Annotated in this window: 14 protein-coding genes and 1 pseudogene; 13 read left to right on the forward strand and 2 right to left on the reverse strand. The window is 34.8% G+C overall.

Features of this window, described 5'->3' with window-relative positions:
* The first annotated feature begins 43 nt into the window (after positions 1 to 43).
* From OZP07_RS15600 to OZP07_RS15610, 3 genes are all read left to right on the forward strand, one after another.
* Positions 44 to 1,189 carry a PepSY-associated TM helix domain-containing protein gene (locus OZP07_RS15600; protein WP_281635826.1) on the forward strand — a complete coding sequence of 382 codons (1,146 nt, stop codon included), beginning with the start codon at positions 44 to 46 and terminating at the stop codon, positions 1,187 to 1,189.
* A gap of 229 nt (positions 1,190 to 1,418) precedes the next feature.
* Entirely contained in the window at positions 1,419 to 3,881 is a 2,463-nt protein-coding gene (locus tag OZP07_RS15605) for a TonB-dependent receptor (protein WP_281635827.1), read from the forward strand.
* A gap of 326 nt (positions 3,882 to 4,207) precedes the next feature.
* Positions 4,208 to 4,387: a hypothetical protein gene (locus OZP07_RS15610; protein WP_281635828.1), complete on the forward strand. Its 180-nt coding sequence runs from the start codon at positions 4,208 to 4,210 to the stop codon at positions 4,385 to 4,387.
* Here OZP07_RS15610 and OZP07_RS15615 read toward each other — a convergent pair.
* A pseudogene (locus OZP07_RS15615) lies at positions 4,362 to 4,622 on the reverse strand (transposase); the annotation flags it as partial. The gene OZP07_RS15610 and the pseudogene OZP07_RS15615 sit on opposite strands and share 26 nt — an antisense overlap.
* A 228-nt stretch (positions 4,623 to 4,850) precedes the next feature.
* On the opposite strand from OZP07_RS15615, the gene OZP07_RS15620 reads away from it, so the two are divergent.
* The 5 genes from OZP07_RS15620 (at position 4,851) to OZP07_RS15640 (ending at position 8,854) form a co-directional block, all read left to right on the forward strand.
* The gene (locus tag OZP07_RS15620) at positions 4,851 to 5,480 is read left to right on the forward strand and encodes a GDSL-type esterase/lipase family protein (protein WP_281635829.1); all 630 of its coding nucleotides are present in this window, start codon (positions 4,851 to 4,853) and stop codon (positions 5,478 to 5,480) included.
* A gap of 141 nt (positions 5,481 to 5,621) precedes the next feature.
* On the forward strand, positions 5,622 to 6,413 hold the full coding sequence (gene epsC, locus OZP07_RS15625) for a serine O-acetyltransferase EpsC (RefSeq protein WP_281635830.1): 792 nt from the start codon (positions 5,622 to 5,624) through the stop codon (positions 6,411 to 6,413).
* A gap of 1 nt (position 6,414) precedes the next feature.
* The gene (gene cysM / locus OZP07_RS15630; RefSeq protein WP_194639249.1) at positions 6,415 to 7,302 is read left to right on the forward strand and encodes a cysteine synthase CysM; all 888 of its coding nucleotides are present in this window, start codon (positions 6,415 to 6,417) and stop codon (positions 7,300 to 7,302) included.
* A gap of 109 nt (positions 7,303 to 7,411) precedes the next feature.
* On the forward strand, positions 7,412 to 8,398 hold the full coding sequence (locus OZP07_RS15635) for an aldo/keto reductase (RefSeq protein WP_281635831.1): 987 nt from the start codon (positions 7,412 to 7,414) through the stop codon (positions 8,396 to 8,398).
* A gap of 12 nt (positions 8,399 to 8,410) precedes the next feature.
* Complete coding sequence (locus tag OZP07_RS15640) at positions 8,411 to 8,854, forward strand: hypothetical protein (RefSeq protein WP_281635832.1); 444 nt, start codon at positions 8,411 to 8,413, stop codon at positions 8,852 to 8,854.
* Between the two features lie 79 nt (positions 8,855 to 8,933).
* On the opposite strand, the gene OZP07_RS15645 is transcribed toward OZP07_RS15640, so the two are convergent.
* Positions 8,934 to 9,344 carry an OsmC family peroxiredoxin gene (locus OZP07_RS15645; RefSeq protein ID WP_194639255.1) on the reverse strand — a complete coding sequence of 137 codons (411 nt, stop codon included), beginning with the start codon at positions 9,342 to 9,344 and terminating at the stop codon, positions 8,934 to 8,936.
* Between the two features lie 209 nt (positions 9,345 to 9,553).
* On the opposite strand from OZP07_RS15645, the gene OZP07_RS15650 reads away from it, so the two are divergent.
* The 5 genes from OZP07_RS15650 to OZP07_RS15670 all read left to right on the forward strand — a co-directional run bounded on the left by OZP07_RS15650 (position 9,554) and on the right by OZP07_RS15670 (position 13,595).
* Positions 9,554 to 10,129, forward strand: a complete 576-nt coding sequence (locus OZP07_RS15650) for a hypothetical protein (RefSeq protein WP_281635833.1) — start codon at positions 9,554 to 9,556, stop codon at positions 10,127 to 10,129.
* A gap of 154 nt (positions 10,130 to 10,283) precedes the next feature.
* Positions 10,284 to 10,748, forward strand: a complete 465-nt coding sequence (locus OZP07_RS15655; RefSeq protein ID WP_281635834.1) for a hypothetical protein — start codon at positions 10,284 to 10,286, stop codon at positions 10,746 to 10,748.
* An 80-nt stretch (positions 10,749 to 10,828) separates the two neighbouring features.
* The gene (rlmD, locus tag OZP07_RS15660; protein WP_281635835.1) at positions 10,829 to 12,241 is read left to right on the forward strand and encodes a 23S rRNA (uracil(1939)-C(5))-methyltransferase RlmD; all 1,413 of its coding nucleotides are present in this window, start codon (positions 10,829 to 10,831) and stop codon (positions 12,239 to 12,241) included.
* A 12-nt stretch (positions 12,242 to 12,253) separates the two neighbouring features.
* Positions 12,254 to 12,793: a DUF6452 family protein gene (locus tag OZP07_RS15665; RefSeq protein WP_228520764.1), complete on the forward strand. Its 540-nt coding sequence runs from the start codon at positions 12,254 to 12,256 to the stop codon at positions 12,791 to 12,793.
* Positions 12,765 to 13,595, forward strand: coding sequence for a DUF6048 family protein (locus tag OZP07_RS15670; protein WP_281635836.1), 831 nt, complete (start codon positions 12,765 to 12,767; stop codon positions 13,593 to 13,595). The genes OZP07_RS15665 and OZP07_RS15670 overlap by 29 nt, the downstream gene beginning before the upstream one ends.
* Positions 13,596 to 13,628 lie beyond the last annotated feature (33 nt).

A 13,628-nucleotide genomic window follows, 5' to 3' on the forward strand; every position in this document is an offset into this window, starting at 1 on the left:
AGGTGTTTTTACTTTTAAAATAAAAAAGCTATTCATATAAGCAATGAAAATTAAAAAAACCATAGGAAAAATACATTTATGGCTGGGTCTGGCTTCAGGTCTTATCGTAATTATTTTGGGAATCACAGGCTGTTTGTATGTTTTTGAAGAAGAATTACGGCCTCTTGTTCACAAACATTATCATGTAGATGAAGTAAAAAAAACACCACTGCCCTTCAGTAAACTGTTAGCAATAGCAGAAACCCAATCTGAAAATCCAATTTCCGGATGCAAAATTTATAACAATAAAGACCGCACCGTTGCTTTTTGGAGTTTTAATAAATTAGAAAATAACAGCATTTGGTACTGGGACGATTACGACAGACTGTACATCTACATAGACCCGTACACAGGAAAGGTTGAAAAGCTAGAAGACTATAATTTTGAGTTTTTTTTCGTGGTTAGAATGCTGCATCAGACTCTTTTTTTAAAACATGACATTGGCGATCCTATCGTAGGCACAGCAACAATTCTGTTTGTAATTTCACTTATAACAGGCCTTATTCTCTGGTGGCCAAAAAACAAAAGCGCAGCTAAACAGCGTTTTTGGTTTCGATGGAAAGATACTACCAAATGGAAACGCAAAAATTATGACCTGCATAATATATTGGGCTATTATATGATGATTTTCGCTTTAATAATTGCGCTTACTGGTTTGATCTGGGCTTTTGAATGGTATGATTCTGGTCTGCAATGGGCTCTCAACGGAGGCCAAACAATTGAAAAAAGCGAAAAATCAGTATCTGATACTACTCAGGTTAATTCGAAAAACAGCTTTGATAAAATTTATAATACCACTAAACAGCTGCACCCAAAAGCTGACAATTATATTCTTTTTATACCTAAAGATTCGGCTGCAGCATTTAATACATTCATTAAATATGAAAACTGCTTTAACAATGCATCAATCGAATACGATCAATATTCTGGAAAAATTCTTAAAACAAATTCATTTGATAACAAAAACACAGGGGAAAAATTTCGATCTATCAATTACGATTTACATGTTGGCAGTATATTAGGGCTTCCGGGTAAAGTGCTTGCGTTTTTTGCAAGTTTCGTTTCGGCTGGCTTACCAATTACCGGTTTTTTAATTTGGTGGGGACGCAATAAGAAAAAGAAAAAAGATCCTGCTGAAACTGGCGAATAAAAATTGCAGCAGCAATTAGATCTTAATTCTCCCTCCTGCTGCCAATTATATCTATACCAGTAAACATTAACAGCGATAATTTTATTCAACAAAATTATTCATAATTAATCTAAATAACATTTGTTAAAGAATTATTAATTTTTATATTTGCTACAAAATAATTTTATTTATTCTAAATAAAAATAAACAACCTATATCTACTTTAATCATGAATTATTTAAAATTAAGAATGCCACGATTCTTATATCTAATGAGTTTCTTTTTACTATCAGCAGTAATAGTAAATGCACAGCAAAAAACCGCAGCAATAAAAGGAACTGTAAAAAACAGTCAGGGAAAAGCAGCTGAATTTGCAAATGTAGAATTAAAAGGAACCAGCAAAGGCGCAGTAACTGACGAAAGCGGTGAATACAAAATCGAAAACATTAAACCAGGAAACTATACTATAACCATCTCCGGAATTGGCCTAAAAAAGAAAACACAAGATATCGAAATAACAGCCGGTCAAAGAAATTATACTTTTGATTTTGAAGTAGAAGAAAATATCGGACAGCTGGATGAAATTGTTGTTTCTGGCTTTCGCGAACGTACCTATAGAAACGAAATGTCTGTAGCTTCATCTAAATCCAGTATTGCACTAAAAGACCTGCCTCAATCGGTAAGTTATGTTACCAAAGAACTAATTATAGACAGACAGGCTTTTCGTGTCAATGATGTGCTTAAAAATATCAGCGGTGTGAGTCTTAATAACTTTGAAAACCGCTTTTCAATCAGAGGAATTTCGGGCAACAGCTATCAGTTCATTAATGGATTAAGAGTAAGCGGAAGATCTTTTAATTCATTAAACTTAAACAATTTAGAAAGAGTTGAAGTCATGAAAGGTCCCGCATCTGCTTTATACGGAAATACTGAACCCGGCGGATCTATAAATAATGTAACCAAAAAAGCACTGTCCGTAAATCGAAATGCAGCCAATGTTAGTGTCGGAAGTTTTCAGACCATACGGGCAACAACCGATTTAACCGGACCTTTGAACGAATCCAAAAGTATACTGTACCGTATGAATGTAGCGTATCAAAACACGGCAACCTTCAGGGATTTACAGGAAAGAGAAGATGTTTCAATCGCACCGACCATCGCTTTTGTCCCAAGCGAAAAGACCAGAATTGATGTCGATTTTGTTTACAGCATCATAAAAGGAAGAACCGAAAGAGGACAGCCTTTATACGGCCCTTCAACAGATGGAGCGAGCCGTTTATTCACCACTCCTATTTCGCAGAGTATGTCCAGAGCGAGCGATTATTTAAAAGAAAAGACCTTTTATTTATCGGCAATTATGAACCATAAATTCAGCAGCAAGCTTTCATTGAATGTGTCTTATTTAAAGTATAAATTCTTTGAAGACATGGTTGAACACAGAGGCGGTAACGCTTATGCAGTTGATGGTGCAGGAAAAGAAATTCCTTCGCTCTTATTGCAAAGTACAACCGAACGCATGCGTAACCGTTATGACGATAATCTTACCGCTTACCTAAATTATGATATCAGTACTGGAAAAATAGAACACAAATTAGTTTTAGGAGCTGATTATATTCAAAGTTTAGTACCCGTTGGCGGTACAAACGGTGTAGCATCAGGCTATAGAAACGCTGCCAATAACGGCTCAATAGCAACTTACAATCCTGCCAAAAAGAATTTGTATCTGCTGGACGCTAATGGAAACCCAGTTCCGAATGTTCCTTTTTATAATTTAGCAAATCCAGATTATTCAGCTGCCAATACTGATAATTATTTCACAACCAGAACCACAACGGCTCCTACAAAATACTTTTCACAGAGTATCTACATTCAAGATCAGATGAAGTGGAACAAACTGCAGCTTTTGTTAGGTTTAAGACAAGAATTTTATACGGATTTTACTAATTACACCAAAAGCAATGAAGCCAAAGTGAAACAGGATGCTTTGATTCCTAGAGCTGGATTAGTGTATAGTGTAATTCCGCAGATCAATATTTACGGAACCTATGTAGAAGGGTTTCAGCCACAAAGCGCAGGAACTATTGGTGCACCTGAAATTTACGGTGGCCCATTTGACCCGCTTACCAGTAAAATGTTCGAATTTGGAGCAAAAAGCGATTGGTTTGACAAAAAATTAGGAGCGAGTATCGCTGTTTACAAGATCAATCAAAACAATATTTTGGTCAATGCCAATGATCCGACAAACACACAATTATTAGAACAAAGAGGTCAGGAAACATCCAAAGGTATTGAAGTTGATATCACTGGAAATATTTTGCCTAATCTATCCATAAATGCAAATTATGCTTACAATGATGCACGAATCACCAAAACTGCTGTTCCCGCCGATGTAGACAGATGGAAAGAAGCGGCACCGCATCATCAAGGAGGTTTTTGGGCAAAATACACCATTCTAAAAGGAAGTATCAAAGGATTCGGAGTTGGTTTAGGTTCGAATTTTGCATCAAAACAAAGCACCCGACTGGCTTATTTTATTCTGCCGGGTTATTCACTGATAGATGCAGCATTGTATTATCAAATAAAGCAGCTGAAATTTTCCTTAAATCTGAACAATCTCCAAAACAAAGAGTATGTGGTATCACAAGCCAATGCCAATATGGTTGGACCTGGTGCGCCTAGAAACTTTATGTTTAATCTTGGATATATGTTCTAAGAGTATTGGGATATAAAACAAAAAATTTAAGTCAATATGACTATCCGTAACTAATACCAAACAGATCGAATTAGCTACAGATTTCAAGAAAGAGGTGTTACTTTGACAAAGAGTTGCTAATTTGTGAGGGGTGTGAATCCTATGTTTAAAATGGTGTATTTATCCCCTCACAGATTTTTGGCAGAAATGTAAAAAGAACTCTGGCAGGAGACCCTTTGAGACAATTAATGATGAAATATATTGTTATCTCGTATAGAATAGTTTTGCAAAGATATTACATTTCCTCGCATTTTTAAAAAAACAGATTTATGAAAAATTTTAAATAAATGCAAGTTTTCAATACAAATGCGGCAGGAATTGATATTGGTTCCCGATCTCATTTTATTGCAGTTGGACAAGAAGCAAATCAAATTAAAGAGTTCAATGTTTATCAATCCGGACTAATTGAATTAGTTATTTTTCTTAATAACCTGAACTCGATTAATAAAATACAGCCAATTGGTTAGTTTTAACCGTTTCGTATTTCAAAGAAGGTTTTTTAGGCAGAAAATTATAAGCAATTATTCCAGCGATAAGATTTGACAAAAAGTTGGTAAATGAGCGATGTCTAGAGTGTTCAACTTGGCAAATATTTTTAAGTTCATCGTTAACCGTTTCTATTATTGAGCGTTTACGGAGTAAAATTTTATCACTCATTTCCATCAAACTATTTTTCATATTATTTCGAATACTTGTAATTAATATCTGCAATTTTATAGAAACAAATCATAAGGTAGAGTTTAGTTAAATATTTAATTGTCAGAAATTTAAATATACTAGATTTTGCCTTTTTGTTCAATGTTTTTACCCTAAATTATTAATCGAGTTCAGGTTATTAAGTCCTTGAAATCATTTTAATTTCTAACATTTATTTTTAAAGATTAGTTTTTAACTTTGAAAAAAAAAATGCTTTCTGCTTTCAAGATTATAATGGAGAAAAAAATCAAAAATCCAGATTGGGGATATTTAAACAGATTCAAAGATGAAAATGCCCAGATTATAGCTTCGTGTGTCAAAGAAAAAAGAATAGTATTTTTTGGTGATTCTATTACAGCAGGCTGGGAAATCCATGATCAAGAATTCTTTATCAACAAAAATTATATTAATAGAGGCATAAATGGTCAGACAACGCCACAAATGTTATTGCGTTTCAGACCCGATGTAATCGAACTGAAACCTGAAAAAGTCATTATTTTGGCTGGCACCAATGATATTGCAGGAAATACTGGGCTGACAACTCTTGAAATTATTTTAGGGAATCTTATATCGATGTGTGAGTTAGCCAAAGTAAATAACATTAAACCCGTTTTATGCTCCCTCCTGCCCGCTTTGGATTATCCTTGGCGAAAAGGAATACAGCCCGCTAAAAAAATTGTAAAACTAAACTCTATGATTCAGCATTATACTGCAATAAATGATATTCTGTACGTAGATTATTATTCGATCATGGTGAACGATCAAAAGGGATTGCAATCGATTTATTCCGAAGATGGTGTTCATCCAAACAAAAAAGGATATTTTATTATGAAATCTATATTGGAATCTAAAATTTTAATGTGATATAATTTCCAAAAAGAAACGATTCTGTTATATCTCGCAAAACGGTGATGCTTCAACCAATTCTTTGAGTAATCGTTGTTATTTTCTCTAAAAAACACCTTACTTTTATGCCTTCATAAATAACAATACAATTTCATAATCATGACCAAAGATCTGATTGTTCAAAATATTAGTGCTTTAAAAAGTAATTTTACTATAAATTACAGCATAAAGACGAAGACTGAAGCGTTTACCGAAAAATTATTTTACACCTTATTTGATTCGAATGCGCCATTAAATGAAAGCATTGATGAATTAGAAAAACAATTCAAAGAAATAGCTTCTTTGGCCTGCAAAAAGCCCCAAGACTGCTGCGACAATGCATGGGTTAGCTTTTTAGATAAACTTCCAGTTGTATTAGAAAACCTAAATAAAGACGCCTCTTACATCTTAGAAAATGACCCAGCTTCCAATGGAATTGAAGAAATTTACCTTGCCTATCCAGGATTTTATGCGATTGCTATTTATAGATTGAGCCATGAGCTGTACTTGCTTGACTTGATGCTTTTTTCAAGATTGATGAGCGAATATGCCCATCGAATTACTGGAACAGATATCCATGCAGGTGCCGACATCGCTTCACCTTTCTTCATCGATCATGCCACCGGAATTGTAATTGGTGAAACTGCCGTTATCGAGAAAAATGTAAAAATATATCAGGGAGTTACTTTGGGAGCATTAAGCGTGAGCAAGGAAATGAAAAATTCCAAAAGACATCCTACTGTAGAAAAAAATGTATGCATTTATGCCAATGCAACTATTTTGGGAGGCAATACCGTTATAGGCAAAAATAGTATCGTTGGTGGAAATTCATGGGTAACCAAATCAATTCCGCATGATTCAATCGTATTGAACACCACCACAACTGAAGTCAAAATAAAAGAAAAAAAGTAAAATGAATACTTATAAATTAACAGAATTAATCGGTAATACTCCATTAGTTGAAACCGTCAATCTGGTAGCAAATAAAAACGTAAAACTGTTATTAAAATTGGAAGGGAACAATCCTGGAGGGAGCGTAAAAGACCGCGCTGCCTACAACATGATTGCTTCTGCCATCGAAAGAGGCGAGATCAAAAAAGGCGACAAATTAATTGAAGCAACCAGCGGAAATACTGGAATTGCTTTAGCTATGATAGCCCAATTATTTAATATCGAAATCGAGTTGGTATTGCCCGAAGATTCTACTATCGAACGCACACAAACCATGCAGGCCTATGGCGCAACAGTTATTCAGACTCCGGCTAGCGAAGGAATCATTGGTTCAAGAGATTATGCCGACAAAAAAGTTGCCGAAGGAGGCTATGTCATGCTGAATCAGTTTGCCAATGACGACAACTGGAAAGCACACTACAAAACTACCGGACCCGAAATATGGAATGATACAGATGGAACTGTAACACATTTTGTATCTGCAATGGGAACTACCGGAACAATTATAGGAACCTCAACTTATCTGAAAGAGAAAAACCCAAATATCCAGATCATTGGCGCACAGCCCAGCGATGGATCACAAATTCCAGGTATTAGAAAGTGGCCACAGGAATATCTGCCAAAAATTTATGATGGGTCAAAAGTGGATATAACTATTGATATCAGCGAAGAAGAAGCCCGAATAATGACCAAAAGATTAGCCAGAGAAGAAGGTGTTTTTGCAGGAATGAGCAGCGGTGGTTCTGTTGCTGTGGCCGTAAAAATTGCCAATCAATTAGAATCTGGAGTTGTAGTTGCCATTATCTGTGATCGTGGCGACCGCTATTTATCTTCTGATTTATTTGACTAAAAAAAGTCTCTAAGCTTCTAAGTTACTGAGTTACTAAGACAAAAGCTAAAAAAACAACATTTAAAAACTCAGAAACTTAGTATCTCAGCAACTTAGAAACTTATAAAATATGAATTATCGCAAACTAGGAAAAACCAATTTTAATATTTCAGAAATAGCATTGGGTACTTGGCAGGTGGGCGGAAAATGGGGTTCGCCATTTAATGACAAAACCGCCGATGAATTAATCAATACCGCAATTGACAAAGGCGTAAATTTTATTGATACTGCCGATGTTTACGAAAACGGCCTGAGTGAAACTGCAGTGGGCAGAGTCGTTCGCTCCCGCTCTGAACGCATTTATGTGGCTACAAAATGCGGGCGTCATATCAATCCGCATGTAAATGAAGGCTATCAGCCAAAAGTACTGCAGCAATATGTGGAAGACAGCTTGAAAAGAATGGGATTGGAAACAATCGATCTTATTCAGCTGCACTGTCCGCCGACACAGGTGTTTTACCGCCCTGAAATCTTTGAAATGTTTGACCGTCTGAAAGAGCAGGGAAAAATTCAAAATCTGGGTGTCAGTGTAGAAAAAGTAGAAGAAGCCTTAAAAGCTATCGAATTTTCTAACGTAACTACTGTTCAGATTATCTTCAATCTTTTCCGTCAGCGTCCATCGGAATTATTTTTTAAAGAAGCCAAAAGAAAAGACATCGGAATTATTGCAAGAGTACCGCTTGCGAGTGGTTTATTAACGGGATTATATGATTCTAAAACTTCATTTGGAGAACAGGATCACAGGAATTTTAACCGTGACGGAGCTGCTTTTGACAAAGGAGAAACATTTTCAGGTATTAATTATGAATTGGGTTTACAGGCTGTTGATGCTCTAAAAGCTCTTTTCCCAGGGACGTCTAATTTAGCACCTATTGCCCTGCAATGGATTTTAAGTTTTAACGAAATCAGCTGTATTATTCCGGGCGCATCAAAGGAAAGTCATGTTTTATCTAATCTTTCTGTATACGACATGCCCGAACTGACTCCTGAAAAAATCAGTGCGATGAACGCCATTTATGAGCAGTACATCAAACCGCAGGTACATCAGCTTTGGTAAAAGAAAATGTAAATGTCCAAAAAATCAAATTTCAAAGAATGGTTTGATCGGTACAAATATTCTGAACTTGCAGCGACAAGCACAGCATTGACTGCTTCTCTGTTTAGTAAAATATTTAATGCGGTAACAACTGCTTATTTAATTACGTTTGCCGAATATTCTGCGTTTTATAGTGTAATGATTTACAGATTGTATAAAACCAAAATTACCGAAAATAAAGCAAAAAACAAGAAGATTACTTTCATGGAAATACTGATTCTGATCTGGAATCTGTTTCTGGAATTTGGTTATCCTGCAATTTTGGATTTCTTTTTTATCCGGCCTTTCTGTATGTATTGGACGCCTACAATCACAGGGAATTATTTTACTGGAACTATTTTAGGAAAAATTACAGCAGATTGTATTTTTTATTCTTTAACCATCATTAACTATGAATTCATAAAGAGAAAATCATAATTGATTAAAAAAATCAACCGCAAAGTTTTCATGAAGCTCTGCTTTGCGGTTAATTTCTTGATAGAATCTTGGTTTACTTTTAAAGCAAAGTTGCTGTTGTACTGATTTCAGTATTGAATAATTTTGAAATCGGGCAGTTTTTCTCAGCTTTTGTAACTAATTCCTGAAACGTTTCATTTGAGATTCCTTCAATTTTAGCATTAACTGTTAAATGCGAACTGTTAATTGTTCCTTCTACTAAACTAATATCGCATTTGGTTTCTATGCTTTCAATAACTGCGCTTGTTTCTCCTATAAAAGCAGTCAGCTGCATAGTAAAACAACCTGCATGTGCAGCTGCTGCAAGTTCTTCGGGATTGGTTCCTACTCCTTCTTCAAATCGGGATTTGAATGAATATTGCGTATTATTTAAGGTCGTACTTTGTGTTGTTAATTTTCCAGCTCCTTCTTTCAGGGAACCAGTCCAGACTGCGGTCGCATTTCTTTTCATAATTGTTGTTTTTATTGATAATAATCAAAATTAAGTTTTTTACTAACAAAAAATGTAAGAAATAAATTTATTTAACTAAAAAATAATACTTATTGAAAAAGATTTAACAATGCTAATTTAAAAAATTGTAACTTGTAAAGCAGTTGTTTACAAAAAAAGCAATTTATTCTGTAAACAGCAATTTCTAATAGCTTATCAAACATCCTCCAATGAAAACGCTAAATATTTTTATAGCTTTCTTTTGTCTTACTATAATAAGCTGTAGTTCTTCTGACAATGAAGAACAGGATCCGGAAACTGCAGAACCTTTTGTAAGAGAAAATCAATTGCAGTTTTATTTTAGCAGTCCAGCAAATACCGATTTACTTAACCTAAATAACAACATCATTGTGCCAATTGCCTACGAAGGAAAATATAATCCTTCAACTCTTCCGCCAAAGAACAATTCAAAAAAATATGTCTATCAGGGAGGAACAATTGAATATGACGCTGCTATTGATAAATACTACTGGAGTACTGGTATTACTGGTAAAAAAGGCATTAAGAAAAATACCATTTTTGTACGGATTACAGAAACTGATACCGATACTCTGGATGTTAATTTTAAATTTACAAAAGGAGAAGGTTCTGGTGCCGATAAATTTTATGCTTATATAGAAAAACTGTATTACAATGACATCTTGATACATGAAGAAAACTCAAATAAAAAGATTGAGATTGATCCAGTCAAGAGAATTTTTATTCAAAAGAATGGAAAAAAAACACTAATCTCTTTTATGAATTAGTCTCATCTTCAAATCCATTTACAAATCCTCTGCGCCCGATTACTTCGTCAGTTCGCTTCGCTCGTGTGCAGCGGAAAACGGGATAAGGTCCTAACTGTACAATTATTTTTATACTTTAATTATAAATATTTCGTTTCAATAAAAAACTTGAATCATGAAAAAAATATTTATACTAATTTGCATTTTAGCACTTTACAGCTGTAAAACCAAAAAAGCAGATGGTAAATTAATTGGCAAAAGTGTTTCTGTTAATGAAATGACTTCTGAAGAAGCGATTCAAAAAAACAAAGCATACGAACTAGGTAAAAGAGTCTTAATGACCTGTAATACTTCAAAATTTAAACCTTTCTCAAAAAGTGAAGCTACAGATAAAGTAATTGCCAACTCAACTGAAAAAAAAGTCAAAGAAATTGGTGCAAAATACAGCCTGAAATATGGTAATTTTAAAGATCTTGATTTTATAGAAATGGTTCCAAACAAGACCGACAATACTAACATTTATAGATTCAAAGCCCTTTTTGATTATGCTAAAGCAAATAAAGAGCTTAGAGTGACGATGAACTCAGAAAATAAAATTTCGGCAGTTACCACCAAAGACTGGAATGATGATTTTCAATAAAGACTCCTCTTGCTTTTATTTTTAGCAAAAAAAATTAAAATTAAAATCTAAAAATAAATCCAAAGCCTTATTTTTGCGCCATGGCAAAGAAAAATACAGACAAGGTTGTCTTTCATCAAATAAAAGTCCTTGATGCTGGTGCAAAAGGCGTTTCGGTTGCAAAAGCTCCCGATGGTAAAGTTGTTTTTATTCCAAATGTAGTTCCCGGCGATGTTGTTGATGTTCAGACTTTCAAGAAACGCAAAGCGTATTATGAGGGAAAAGCAGTTCATTTTCATGAGTTTTCAGAACATCGAGTAGATCCAATCTGCGAACACTTTGGTGTCTGCGGCGGATGCAAATGGCAGAATATGAATTACGGCCAGCAGCTTTTCTTTAAACAAAATGAGGTGAAAAATCATCTGCAGCGCATTGGCAAAATTGAACTTCCTGAATTTGAATCCATTCTGGGTTCTGAAAAAAAGTTTTTTTACAGAAATAAAATGGAATTTTCGTTTTCAAACAGCCGCTGGCTAACCGAAGCTGAAATTGGAAGCGAAGAAGATTTAGGAAATAGAAATGCACTTGGTTTCCATATTCCAAAAATGTGGGACAAAATTCTGGACATCAACAAATGTCACTTACAGGAAGATCCATCGAATGCCATCCGAAATGAAGTCCGCACTTTTGCAAATGCAAACGGTTTGACTTTCTTTAATCCCAGAGCACACGAAGGTTTATTGAGAACGCTGATGCTAAGAACAGCTTCGACTGGAGAAATCATGGTTTTGATTCAGTTTTTTGAAAACGATAAAAAGAACCGTGAATTGATTCTGGATCACCTTTACGAAAAATTCCCGCAGATTACTTCCCTTCAATATGTAGTTAACAATAAAGCAAATGACACTTTATACGATACTGATATTAAATTATACAAAGGAAGAGATTACATCCTTGAGGAAATGGAAGGATTAAAATTTAGTATTAATGCTAAATCTTTCTACCAGACCAATTCGGATCAAGCATACGAATTATACAAAATAACCAGAGATTTTGCGGGTTTAACCGGAAATGAAACTGTTTATGATTTATATACCGGAACTGGAACTATTGCTCAGTTTGTATCTAAAAAAGCAAAAAAAGTGATTGGTGTCGAAAGTGTACCAGACGCTATTAAAGATGCAAAAGCCAATGCCGAACGCAATAGCATTGACAACTGCGAGTTTTTTGTCGGGGATATGAAAGTTGTTTTTAACGACACTTTTATTGCACAGCACGGACACCCGGATGTCATTATCACTGATCCGCCGCGTGACGGAATGCACAAGGATGTTGTAGAACAGATTATGAAAATTGGCCCTCAAAAAGTAGTTTATGTGAGCTGTAACTCGGCAACACAAGCCAGAGATTTAGCTTTGATGGATGAAAAATACAAGGTAACAAGAGTTCGCCCAGTTGATATGTTTCCGCAGACACATCACGTTGAAAATGTTGTACTTTTGGAAAGACGATAAGCCGCTGCATAAATGAAAAAAATACTTGCTTTTTTAATGATTCTTGGTTTCGCTTCTTCCAGCTGCGAGCCCGATGATATTTGTGACCCAACTACTCCCACTACACCAAGAATGCTGATTCAGTTTTATGATTATAACAATCCTACTGTGTTGAAAAATGTTAATAATCTAAAAGTAATTGGCGAAGGTATGACTGAAGGTGTGGTTTTGTCACCATCAGTATCAGGTGATTCAAAATATATAACAAGCGGTAATAATATACTGCTTCCATTAAATATAGAAACTGATCTTGTAAAATACAGGTTTATCAGCAATTACGGCAACCGAAATCCGTTACTTGTAAACGAAGATAATTTACAGTTCAAATACTCACGTGAAAATTTTTACGTTTCAAGAGCCTGCGGATTTAAAACAATATTTAATTTGGACGCAGACAATCCTTTTACATTAACCGATTCTGCAGCTGCGGATCAAATGTGGATTAAATACATGATAGTAGTGCAAAACAACATAACATACGAAAATGAAACAATCATTAAAATTTTCTTTTAGTTTTTTCTTTTTGTTGTCATTGTTTTTTGTTCAGGCGCAAGAAAAAAAAACCACCGCATCACCACCTGCAGAAATAATTGTCAAAGGAGCCAACGGTAAAACAGTAACTGAAAAGAATCCTGATAACAAACCCAAGCAGCCAATTGATAGTATTAAACCAAAAACAGACCGCTATGGTTTGATTCTTGGTGCCGATGTTTTTAAAATTGCGCGGTCCTTTTATGATTCAAATTATAAAGGAATAGCATTTGTTGCTGACTATCGTCTGACAAAAAAATATTATGCGTATGGTGAAGTAGGAAGTGAAGATGTTACTGTTGAAGACCCTTTATTAAACACTACTACTACCGGAGCCTATCTCAAAGCAGGTTTTAACTACAATGCCTATATCAATTGGCTGGACATGGAAAACCTTATCACATTTGGAGTCCGTGGCGGTTTCAGTGCATTTAATGAGCGTTTAAACAGCTATTCCATTTATAATCCGAATCCTTATTTTGGACAGGATTCAAGTATTGAATTTGGTAAAACTTATGACGGTTTAACAGCAAGCTGGATAGAAGTAGCTGCTGGAATCAATGTAAAAGTTTTCAATAATGTATATGTTGGTTTTGGATTTCAATTAAAAACATTAATTACGAATTCCCAGCCAAGCGGATTTGAAAGTCTTTATATTCCTGGATTCAACAGAACATATGATGGTAATTTTGGGGCTGGCTTTAATTATACCGTTTCTTATTTCATTCCAATTTATAAGAAAAAAGTAGTAACCGCAAAAAAACCTGCACCTAAAAAGAAATAATCCTAAAATTGAATCCATAAAAAGGAGCAAAAT

It is taken from the genome of Flavobacterium marginilacus (genome assembly GCF_026870155.1).
In the GTDB taxonomy this organism is placed as follows: domain Bacteria; phylum Bacteroidota; class Bacteroidia; order Flavobacteriales; family Flavobacteriaceae; genus Flavobacterium; species Flavobacterium marginilacus.

Excerpts from the sequence above, each read along its gene's own strand:
- cysM (WP_194639249.1), top strand. The coding sequence starts at position 6,415 with ATGAATACTTATAAATTAACAGAATTAATCGGTAATACTCCATTAGTT.
- OZP07_RS15620 (WP_281635829.1), top strand. The coding sequence starts at position 4,851 with ATGGAGAAAAAAATCAAAAATCCAGATTGGGGATATTTAAACAGATTC.
- OZP07_RS15650 (WP_281635833.1), top strand. The coding sequence starts at position 9,554 with ATGAAAACGCTAAATATTTTTATAGCTTTCTTTTGTCTTACTATAATA.
- OZP07_RS15605 (WP_281635827.1), top strand. The coding sequence starts at position 1,419 with ATGCCACGATTCTTATATCTAATGAGTTTCTTTTTACTATCAGCAGTA.
- epsC (WP_281635830.1), top strand. The coding sequence starts at position 5,622 with ATGACCAAAGATCTGATTGTTCAAAATATTAGTGCTTTAAAAAGTAAT.
- rlmD (WP_281635835.1), top strand. The coding sequence starts at position 10,829 with ATGGCAAAGAAAAATACAGACAAGGTTGTCTTTCATCAAATAAAAGTC.
- OZP07_RS15645 (WP_194639255.1), bottom strand. The coding sequence starts at position 9,344 with ATGAAAAGAAATGCGACCGCAGTCTGGACTGGTTCCCTGAAAGAAGGA.
- OZP07_RS15610 (WP_281635828.1), top strand. The coding sequence starts at position 4,208 with ATGCAAGTTTTCAATACAAATGCGGCAGGAATTGATATTGGTTCCCGA.
- OZP07_RS15670 (WP_281635836.1), top strand. The coding sequence starts at position 12,765 with ATGAAACAATCATTAAAATTTTCTTTTAGTTTTTTCTTTTTGTTGTCA.
- OZP07_RS15635 (WP_281635831.1), top strand. The coding sequence starts at position 7,412 with ATGAATTATCGCAAACTAGGAAAAACCAATTTTAATATTTCAGAAATA.
- OZP07_RS15600 (WP_281635826.1), top strand. The coding sequence starts at position 44 with ATGAAAATTAAAAAAACCATAGGAAAAATACATTTATGGCTGGGTCTG.
- OZP07_RS15655 (WP_281635834.1), top strand. The coding sequence starts at position 10,284 with ATGAAAAAAATATTTATACTAATTTGCATTTTAGCACTTTACAGCTGT.
- OZP07_RS15665 (WP_228520764.1), top strand. The coding sequence starts at position 12,254 with ATGAAAAAAATACTTGCTTTTTTAATGATTCTTGGTTTCGCTTCTTCC.
- OZP07_RS15640 (WP_281635832.1), top strand. The coding sequence starts at position 8,411 with ATGTCCAAAAAATCAAATTTCAAAGAATGGTTTGATCGGTACAAATAT.